Below are 9,352 nucleotides of genomic sequence, written 5' to 3'. Positions count from 1 at the left end.
TACGAGATCAACGCCTCCGGGGTCAAAGCCGCCCACGAGTACGAACCCCTCGGTCCCGACTCGCTGACCTGGCAGATCTGGGGCACCTGGACCGGTATGTTCCAGGGACTGTGGGCCGGCTCGATCCAGAACATGCACCCCAAGCTGGGTGCGGCCGTCTGGGATCACTCCGATTTCTTCGGTGAACGCTGGCAGCGCCTCATGCGCTCGCTCTACCCGATCAGCGGCGTCGTCTTCGACTCCGTCATCCCCGGCGCGAAAACCGGGCTCGAGGTCCGCGACTACCACAAGACGGTCAAGGGCACGATGGAGGACGGATCGCGTTACCACGCACTCGATCCCGACGTCTTCTACTGGGCGCATGCGACGTTCTGGTACGGCAACGTCCGTCTGTGCGAACGGTTCGGCCCGTTCCTCACCGAGGATCAGAAGCGCCAGCTGTTCGAGGAGTCCAAGGCCTGGTACGCCCAGTACGGTGTCTCGATGCGTCCCGTCCCGGAGACCTACGAGGATTTCCTCGAGTACTGGGACTACATGTGCCGCAACGTGCTTCGTGACCACGTCTCGGTGCGTACGGTCCTCGACATCACCCAGCTGCCGCCGCCGCCGTTCCTGAGCTTCGTCCCGAAGTCGGTCTGGGACAAATACCTCGTCCCGCAGAACCAGAAGCTGTTCATGTGGCTGACCACCGGCTTCTACGACGAGCCGATCCGCGAGATCCTCGGGCTCGAGTGGTCCGATGCCGACGAGCGTCGATTCCGCCTGCTGGGCAAGGGCATCAACCTCGTCATGCACAAGATGTTGCCGAAACGCTTTCTGCGCCATCCGCGACCGCGCGACGCCTGGGACCGCGTCAACGGCAAGGTCGCGAAGGACGCGCCGATCGTGCACACACCCAAGCGCAACCTGCCGCCGCTGGACCAGCGCGACAACCCGATGCACTACTGCCCGGTGACCGCTGCTCGTCGAGCCACGTATCCGACGGTGTTGACCTCGGACTGAGGTCCCGGGCAGTCGGGCGGGCGGTCGCGCTCACGATCTCCGTAGGCGCTCACTTTTTCTGCGTGAGCGGGAACGGATGAGGTGAGCGAAACTCCTCGGGTGGCCTATTGCTGTCCCAAGCCCCGACGCATGGCGTGGCGTACCCGTTCGGCCTCACGATGCGCATACGGGTTCGGCCGACCGGCCCGTGAGCCGGCGAGTTTCGCGCCGATGTGCTCCCCCACCGTGATCGGCGAGTATCGGCTGCCTGCACCGACACACGACGGCAGGGTCGCGATCATCGCGTCGATGTTGCCGTCGTGGAAGTAGGCCGCGGATCGTCGGCGCTCGATCGCGCCATCGACGATCGGCGGTTTCACCCGATGCAGCGTCGACATCCACCGCTCGTTGGTCCAGCGGGCCATCAGGTCACCGAGATTGATGAGCAGTGCACCGTCCTCGGGACTGACGTCGTGCCACCGACCCTGGCGGTCGAGCACCTGCAGCCCTTTCACCTGATCCGCCCACAACACGGTGACGATGCCGTAGTCGGTGTGCTCCCCCATCCCCGTCAGCTCCCCGTCGAGATCGATTTCGCCGGGCGGGAGGGCGTAGTTGTTCATGCGCAGGACGTCGAGCGAGTGGTCGGTGAAACCCTCGAAGAAGTCGGCGGGGAGGTCGAGGGCGTCGGCGAAGATGCGGGTCAGGGTGTGCGCGACACGTCGTGCCTCGACGAAGTACGCCGACACCGCCGCCTCGAAATGGTCGACGGCCGGCCACGTGTTCGCGGCGTAATGGTCCAGGGGAAGAGCGAGGTCGGGGTATTCGCGCGCTTCGACGCCGACGTTGAACGCCTCGAAGAAGTCATTCATCCGGCCCGCCTGTTCGACACCCAGCGACAGCGACAACGACTCCGATTTCGGTGGCGCATAGCCGCGATTGATCTCGGGCGGCGTGCGATAGGCCTTCTTCGCCTCGAGCGGAAGCGCGAAGAAATCGTCCATGACCGCGGTGAATTCCTCGATGACCGCGGGCGGGATCTCGTGGCCGACGATCTGCATGAACCCCACCGAACTGGCGGCGTCGTCGACCTTCGCCGCGACGACCGCCCGGTCGGCGGGATCACCGTTGCGGATGTAGGGCGAGATGTCGATGATCGGCACTCCGAAACCCTCGGTGGCGGCGGTCATGGCGTCCATGGTGACACCGAAACACCGAAACCGCTGGCCAGGCGACGAACAGGTCAGGTGCGCTGACCTGCCCGGTACTGGACGAAGGCCGGGATCAGCAGCGCGGCGATGAGCGTCGCGATCACCACGGCGACGCCACCGAAGGCTGTCGCCGCTGCGACGCCGATCGAGGCCGCGGCGGTACCGTGCGCGACGTCGGCGATACGCGGTCCGCCGGCGACCACCACGATGAACACGCCCTGCAGGCGTCCGCGCACCTCGTCGTTGGCGGCCTCGAGCAGGATGGTCTGGCGGAAGGCAGCCGAGGCCATGTCGGCGGCACCGCCGATCATCAGCAGGACCACCGCGACGACGAGCATCGGCATCGCCGCACCGTCGGCGAAGGAGACCGCGATACCCGTGCCGGTGATCGCCAGACCCCAGATGATGATGCACACGATCACGGCCAGACCCTGCCGTTCGACGCGCGTGACCCAGCCCGAGAAGATGCCGCCGACCACGGCGCCCGCCGAGATCGCCGTGAACAGCAGGGCGAAGGCGATGCCGCCGCCCTCCGGCCCGCCGAAGTTCTCGTGCGCCATCTGGGGGAAGAGCGCCCGGGGCATGCCGAAGATCATCGCGATGAGGTCCACGAGGAACGACGCCATCAGGATCTTGTGACCGGTCAGGTAGCGGAGACCCTCGATCACCGACCGCAGTCCCGCGACCTTCGGCGCGGCGTCGCTCTCGGGCCGCAGCGACGGCAACATCACGACCGCGATCAGCGTCGGCAGGAGGAACAGCGTGTCGGCGAAGTAGAGCCACGAGTAGCCGAGGATCGGGATCAGCGCACCACCGACGAGCGGTCCGGCGATCGCGCCCGCCTGCATGACCGTCATGTTCAGCGACAACGCCGCGGGCAGGTCCTTGGCGTCGAGCAGGCGCGGCAGCACCGCCGTCCGCGTCGGCTGGTTGATCGCGAAGAACGCCTGCTGAACGGCGAAGAGCACCAGCAGGATCCACACGTTGTCGCCGCCGGCCGCAGCCTGCGCCCAGAACAGCGCGCTGCAGACGATGAGGCCGATCGTGCTGACGATCAGAAGTGTCCGGCGGTCGACGACGTCGGCGAGTGCGCCGCCCCACAGCCCGAAGACGACGAGCGGGACGAGACCGAACACTCCGGTCAGTCCGACGTATGCGGAGCTACCGGTGATCTCGTAGATCTGCGCGGGCACCGCGATGATCGTGAGCTGGGCCCCGATGACCGTGACGATGTTCGCGATCCACAGACGCCGGAAGTACTGGTTCCGCAGGGGCGTCGTGTCTGCGAGGAGCCGTGACATTCCCACGATGCTAGGACGCCACCGGGTGTGACCTCCGTCCGGTCCGTGAGGACCGCTACACATCCCCGCCGATCACGAGTGGTTCCGTCTCAGGGCTGCAGTCGTTCGATGTGCCATTCGTGGTCGACGTGGGTGAGCCGCACCCGGTTGTGCAGACGGTTCGCCCGGCCCTGCCAGAACTCGACCTCCACCGGATCGATGCGGTAGCCACCCCAGTCCGAGGGGACGGGGATCTCGTCGCCGGCGTCGAATCCGCCGTAGCGGTCGGCCAGATCGGCGGCCTTCTGCTCGAGTTCGAGCCGGCTGCCGATCGGCCGGGACTGATTCGACGCGGCGGCCGACAGCTGCGAGCCACGCGGCCGGAGCTCCCAGTAGGCCTGGGTCTCCTCGGCGCTGACGTGCTCGACGGGACCGCGGAAATGGACCTGACGTTCCAACGCGATCCACGGGAACGTCACCGACGCGTAGGGATTGGCGGCCAGGTGCCGACCCTTGTCGGACTCGTAGCCGGAGAAGAAGACCACCCCATTGGCGTCGACACCCTTGCACAGCACGGTGCGGGTCGACGGCCGGCCGTCGGCGTCGGCGGTCCCGAGGACCATCGCGTTGGGTTCGGCGATCCGGGCCTCGAGCGCTTCCTTCAGCCAGACGCTGAACAGGTCCAGCCACGGCGGATCGCCGCGTAGCCAGCTGGGGTCGAGGTTCTCGCGAATTCCGTCTGCTCCCGCCGCACGATCGCCCTCTCCGATGTTGGGCGGAATACCTCCGCCGTAGCCGACGCGCATGTTCGGCAGATCGATCGAATCGAGCGGTTTCTCCAACACTTGCCTGAATTTACTCCGACGACATCGTTACTCCCTGGTACACGTGGGGCGTCGTGCTCATCTACAGTTCGATCTGGATCGACGCACGTGATTGCAGGACACAGTTGTCTCGAGTGAGGTGGTTGTCATGGCCAACGCGGTTCCCGAGGATTTCGTCCCAGGTCTCGAAGGCGTGGTGGCATTCACCACCGAGATCGCCGAACCCGACAAGAACGGTGGCAACCTGCGTTATCGCGGCGTCGACATCGAGGATCTCGTCGAGAACAAGGTGACCTTCGCCGATGTGTGGGCTCTTCTCGTCGACGGCAAGTTCGGCGACGGACTGCCCCCGGCCGAACCGTTCCCGCTGCCCATCCACACCGGCGACGTGCGCGTCGACGTGCAGGCCGCACTCGCGATGCTCGCCCCGATCTGGGGTTACGAGCCCCTGCTGGACATCGACGACGAGACCGCGCGCGAGAACCTGGCCCGCGCATCGGTGATGGCGCTGTCCTATGTGGCGCAGTCGGCGCGCGGAATCCATCAGCCCGCGGTCCCGCAGCACGTCATCGACGAATGTTCCACCGTCACCGAGCGGTTCATGACCCGATGGAAGGGCGACCCGGACCCCAAGCACGTCGCCGCCATCGACGCGTACTGGGTCAGCGCCGCCGAGCACGGCATGAATGCGTCGACCTTCACCGCACGGGTCATCGCCTCCACCGGCGCCGACGTCGCGGCGTCGCTGTCTGGAGCGATCGGCGCGATGTCGGGACCGCTGCACGGTGGCGCCCCGGCACGCGTGCTGCCGATGATCGAGGAGGTCGAGAACACCGGCGACGCACGAGGATTGGTGAAGGGCATCCTCGATCGCAAGGAGAAGCTGATGGGCTTCGGACACCGCGTCTACCGCGCCGAGGACCCCCGCGCCCGCGTTCTCCGACGCACCGCCCAGGAGCTCGGGGTCCCACGCTTCGAGGTGGCCGCCGCGCTCGAGCAGGCCGCACTCACCGAACTCCGTGAACGACGCCCCGACCGTGCGATCGAGACCAATGTCGAATTCTGGGCGGCCGTCATCCTCGACTTCGCCGAGGTCCCGCCGCACATGATGCCCGCCATGTTCACCTGCGGCCGCACCGCCGGCTGGTGTGCCCACATCCTGGAGCAGAAGCGCCTCGGCAAGCTCGTCCGTCCCGCCGCGATCTACACCGGTCCCGCACCCCGCCGTCCCGAGGACGTCGCCGGCTGGGGCGACCTGGTGAAGCCGGGTCTGTAACCGGCGCCGCAAAATCCAAGCAGACTGGACCCTGACCAGCGTCTGGCGCGGGGTGGTGAGCCATCAGTCAGCCGCTGTGCTGCATGGCCGGCCAACCCGGATGAAAGGCGTTGTGGGCTCGAGTAGCGATTCTCGGGAAGGCCCGCCGCAGTAGTCCGAAATGCCGATTCCGGGAGCGCTCGGTAACGCGTAAGCCGAGGTGGCCGGGAAGTGGCGTCCGCCACAACCCTAGAATTGACGCCATGAGCGATTCCGCAACCGCACCCATCACCCTGCCCGCAGACCTGCTGCCGTCGGACGGCCGCTTCGGTTGCGGACCGTCGAAGGTGCGCCCCGAGCAGTTGCAGTCCCTCGTCGACACCGGTGCATCGGTGTTCGGCACCAGCCACCGTCAGGCACCGGTCAAGAACGTGGTCGGCTCGATCCGTGAGGGTCTGGCCAACCTGTTCTCGCTGCCCGAGGGCTACGAGGTCGTCCTCTCCAACGGCGGCACCACCGCTTTCTGGGATGCCGCCGCGTTCGGCCTGATCAAGCAGCGTTCGCTCCACCTCACCTACGGCGAGTTCTCGTCGAAGTTCGCGACCGTCGCCAAGAAGGCGCCGTTCCTGGACTCGCCCGCGGTCATCTCCACCGACCCCGGCACCGCCCCCGACCCCGCCGCGCTGACCTCTGACGACTTCGGCGGCGTCGACCTCATCGGCTGGGCCCACAACGAGACCTCGACCGGTGTGTCCGTGCCGGTCGTGCGCCCCGCCGGCTCCGACGACGCGCTCATCGCCATCGACGCCACCTCCGGTGCAGGCGGCCTGCCCGTCAACGTCGCCGACTCCGACGTCTACTACTTCGCGCCGCAGAAGTGCTTCGCCTCGGACGGCGGCCTGTGGGTCGCGCTGATGAGCCCGCGTGCACTCGCCCGGGTCGCCGAGATCGCCGAGACCGACCGCTGGTGCCCGGAGTTCCTGTCGCTGCCGACCGCCGTCGACAACAGCAGCAAGAACCAGACCTACAACACCCCGGCCGTCGGCTCGCTGCTGCTGTTCGCCAACCAGATCGAGTGGATGAACAACAACGGCGGTCTCGACTGGTGTGTCTCGCGCACCGCCGACTCGAGCTCGCGTCTGTACCAGTGGGCCGAGGCCAGCGAGTACGCGACGCCGTTCGTGGCCGAGGCGGCCAACCGCAGCCAGGTCGTCGGCACCATCGACTTCAACGACGATGTCGACGCCGCCGCGGTCGCCAAGACCCTGCGCGCCAACGGTGTCGTCGACACCGAGCCGTACCGCAAGCTGGGCCGCAACCAGCTGCGTATCGGCATGTTCCCGGCCATCGATCCCGAAGACATCACCAAGCTCACCAACTGCATAGACTACATCGTCGAGCGCCTCTGAGCTCGGCCAGAACCGTCCGTTGCCGGCGCGTCGACCCTCGGGTCGACGCGCCGGTCGCGTTCAGGCGGACGGGTAGCCTGGACACCACAGACCACATACGACGCACCCATCGCTGGTGTCGCAACGGCCCCACGCGTTCTGAACTGCGGTTTTACCGCGTGTCCCACAGTGAATCGGCAGATCGGTGAGTTAATGTGACCCCAATGCATGAACCCACCGGAGGAGGAGCAGATGCGTGAGCTCCGCGTCGTCGGAGTGGAAACCGATGGTTCCCACGTCATCTGCCAAGACCCTCAATCGGGTGAGAAATTCCGGATCGCCTCCGACGAACGCCTTCGCGCCGCGGCCCGCGGCGACATCACCAGGCTGGGACAGATCGAGATCGAGATGGAAAGTGCATTGAGGCCACGAGAGATCCAGGCACGCATCCGCGCGGGTGCCTCCGTCGCCGAGGTCGCCGCCGCGGCCGGGGTGGGTGTCGACAAGATCGAACGATTCGCCCACCCGGTGCTCCTCGAGCGCAGCCGTGCCACCGAGCTCGCCGGTGCGGCCCACCCGATCCGGCATGACGGCCCGGCCGTCGCGACACTCGCCGAATCCGTGGCGGAAGGTCTCGTCGCCTACGGTCACAACCCGGCCGACGCCGACTGGGACGCCTGGAAGGACGACGGCGGCTACTGGGTCGTGCAGGTCGCCTGGAGCGTCGGACGCACCGACAACCTCGCGCACTGGCGCTACCAGCCCGGCACCCACGGCGGCACCGTCGACCCGCTCGACGACCTCGCCGACGAACTGACCCACCCCGAGACCATCGCGCCGCGGCGTCGACTCACTCCTGTCGCCGCACCGGAGGTTGCTGTCGAGACGACGTCCGCCGGGCGTGAGGAAGTCACCATCGACGCCAACTCCCTCATCGGTGCGCAGCGTGCACGGCAGGAACGTCGCACTGCGGACGACGATCACGGCACCGTCCCCCTGGATTTCGGGTTCGACGACGACGAGACCGACGAGCGCACGCCGCCGGCTCCGGTCACCCCGATCTCCGCTCCCGTCGCACAGGCACCCGTCGAGGCCGCCCCGGTCGAGGCACATGTCGAGGACGAGCCCGCCGAGCCCGCACTCCGGGAGACCACCGACGCCGAGCCGGCGGCCACCCCGGACAGCATTTCTGGTTCATCGGAGTCGTCGGCGACCCGCGATTCCGGACCGGCCCACGCCGATCGTCCGCGCAAGAAGAAGACCCGCAAGCCCGCCGTGCCCGCCTGGGAGGACGTCCTGCTCGGCGTACGTAGCAACGGGAACAGCTGATCGATGTCGGCACGCGCCGCCACCGTCTGGTTCATCGACTCCCCTGACCCGGCCGACGACCTCCGAACCGTCGTGCGCGCTCCACAGCATGACCATCAGCACGCCCAGCAGCTCGCCTCGAAGATCTACGGCGACAGCGTGCTGGTCCCGCTCGTCGACACCGACCTCGCGACCGCAGCCGCCGCGAGGGACCACCACGTCTACGCCGGCTTCTACGGCTCGCTCGCCGTGGTCTCGTGCTCACTGTTCGAGACGGCGACCCCCTCGATGCTGACCCGAACGCTGACCGCGATCCGTCCGAGCACGGTGACGACGTTGCTCTACACCGAACCCGAGACGTCGTTCGGCGCATTCGCGCGATGGGAGTCGCGGTCACTTCGACGCTCGTTCTCCGCCGACCCGGTGACCATCCACGAGGACGAGGGCCTCCCGTTCACCTTCGAGAAGCCGTTCTGGGGCGGCGAATTCCCGCTCACCTACGCCGACGGCGTGCCGAACCAAGGTATGGCACTCCCCTTCCATCCGGCGCAACTCGCCGAGGAGGCCAACCGGTCCTGGCTCGGGTTCCGCTACACCCATCCCCTCGCGCCAACGGACCTCGATCCGGCCGACATCACCGTCACCTGCTTCGCACTTCATCCCGCGGAGTACGAGCCGACCGCCGACGATTTCGAGAACTACCGGAGAGCCACCTCCGCGCGTGGCGCGGAACGCAGCGCGCCCGCGGGGGCACCTCGCAAGCGTGGACGGTTCAGGGAGTATTTCGGGTTCTAGGCCGAGGACGATCGCCCGGCCTCAACCTCTGCGGCATGGGGGCGTTTAGGTGCGTCGCCCTCGCTCCCTGCGGCTTGAGAGCGCAGCGAGCCTCTGAGGCCCTGGTGAGACACCGTCGCCCACCTGACTACCGGTCGACGTCAACCCGACCGGCAGACTTCGATCGACGTCTGCCGGTCGAGTTGAGGTTCGGCAGTCGGGATCTGGGCGCTTCTCAGGGAGCGGACCTTCGACCCTGACGACGGCCGGTTCACCAGCTTCGAGGCTCGCTGGGTCAGCTGCGCGGGTACGCCGCCGCGAGGAGGATCGA

Annotated in this window: 8 protein-coding genes; 5 read left to right on the top strand and 3 right to left on the bottom strand. The window is 67.2% G+C overall.

All coding sequences use genetic code 11. The annotated features are described in order from the left end of the window. Positions 1-6 precede the first annotated feature (6 nt). A complete protein-coding gene (locus OK17_RS19355; RefSeq protein ID WP_461418435.1) occupies positions 7-1,002 on the top strand; it encodes an oxygenase MpaB family protein in 996 nt (331 codons plus the stop codon). Positions 1,003-1,106: 104 nt separating this feature from the next. Here the strand turns inward: OK17_RS19355 and OK17_RS19350 are convergent, their stop codons facing one another. From OK17_RS19350 to pdxH, 3 genes are all read right to left on the bottom strand, one after another. After that, the gene (locus OK17_RS19350; protein WP_461418433.1) at positions 1,107-2,180 is read right to left on the bottom strand and encodes an isopenicillin N synthase family dioxygenase; all 1,074 of its coding nucleotides are present in this window, start codon (positions 2,178-2,180) and stop codon (positions 1,107-1,109) included. A gap of 44 nt (positions 2,181-2,224) precedes the next feature. Then, entirely contained in the window at positions 2,225-3,493 is a 1,269-nt protein-coding gene (locus tag OK17_RS19345; protein ID WP_461418432.1) for an MFS transporter, read from the bottom strand. A gap of 89 nt (positions 3,494-3,582) precedes the next feature. Beyond that, complete coding sequence (gene pdxH, locus OK17_RS19340; RefSeq protein WP_269784911.1) at positions 3,583-4,278, bottom strand: pyridoxamine 5'-phosphate oxidase; 696 nt, start codon at positions 4,276-4,278, stop codon at positions 3,583-3,585. Positions 4,279-4,444: 166 nt separating this feature from the next. Here pdxH and OK17_RS19335 point away from each other — a divergent pair, with 166 nt between their 5' ends. The 4 genes from OK17_RS19335 to OK17_RS19320 all read left to right on the top strand — a co-directional run bounded on the left by OK17_RS19335 (position 4,445) and on the right by OK17_RS19320 (position 9,042). After that, positions 4,445-5,572, top strand: coding sequence for a citrate synthase 2 (locus OK17_RS19335; RefSeq protein WP_461418431.1), 1,128 nt, complete (start codon positions 4,445-4,447; stop codon positions 5,570-5,572). 242 nt (positions 5,573-5,814) lie between these two features. Next, positions 5,815-6,960, top strand: coding sequence for a phosphoserine transaminase (gene serC / locus OK17_RS19330; protein WP_232717278.1), 1,146 nt, complete (start codon positions 5,815-5,817; stop codon positions 6,958-6,960). Between the two features lie 231 nt (positions 6,961-7,191). Further along, complete coding sequence (gene sepH / locus OK17_RS19325) at positions 7,192-8,268, top strand: septation protein SepH (protein ID WP_461418434.1); 1,077 nt, start codon at positions 7,192-7,194, stop codon at positions 8,266-8,268. Between the two features lie 3 nt (positions 8,269-8,271). Continuing rightward, the gene (locus OK17_RS19320; protein ID WP_461418430.1) at positions 8,272-9,042 is read left to right on the top strand and encodes a DUF6928 family protein; all 771 of its coding nucleotides are present in this window, start codon (positions 8,272-8,274) and stop codon (positions 9,040-9,042) included. The last annotated feature ends 310 nt before the right edge of the window (positions 9,043-9,352 follow it).

This window comes from Gordonia sp. GN26 (assembly GCF_054823965.1).
The sequence above is the reverse complement of the archived record's forward strand: the minus strand, read 5'-3'. Positions and strand labels throughout refer to the sequence as shown.

Excerpts from the sequence above, each read along its gene's own strand:
- sepH (WP_461418434.1), top strand. The coding sequence starts at position 7,192 with ATGCGTGAGCTCCGCGTCGTCGGAGTGGAAACCGATGGTTCCCACGTC.
- OK17_RS19345 (WP_461418432.1), bottom strand. The coding sequence starts at position 3,493 with ATGTCACGGCTCCTCGCAGACACGACGCCCCTGCGGAACCAGTACTTC.
- serC (WP_232717278.1), top strand. The coding sequence starts at position 5,815 with ATGAGCGATTCCGCAACCGCACCCATCACCCTGCCCGCAGACCTGCTG.
- OK17_RS19350 (WP_461418433.1), bottom strand. The coding sequence starts at position 2,180 with ATGGACGCCATGACCGCCGCCACCGAGGGTTTCGGAGTGCCGATCATC.
- OK17_RS19335 (WP_461418431.1), top strand. The coding sequence starts at position 4,445 with ATGGCCAACGCGGTTCCCGAGGATTTCGTCCCAGGTCTCGAAGGCGTG.
- OK17_RS19320 (WP_461418430.1), top strand. The coding sequence starts at position 8,272 with ATGTCGGCACGCGCCGCCACCGTCTGGTTCATCGACTCCCCTGACCCG.
- pdxH (WP_269784911.1), bottom strand. The coding sequence starts at position 4,278 with ATGCGCGTCGGCTACGGCGGAGGTATTCCGCCCAACATCGGAGAGGGC.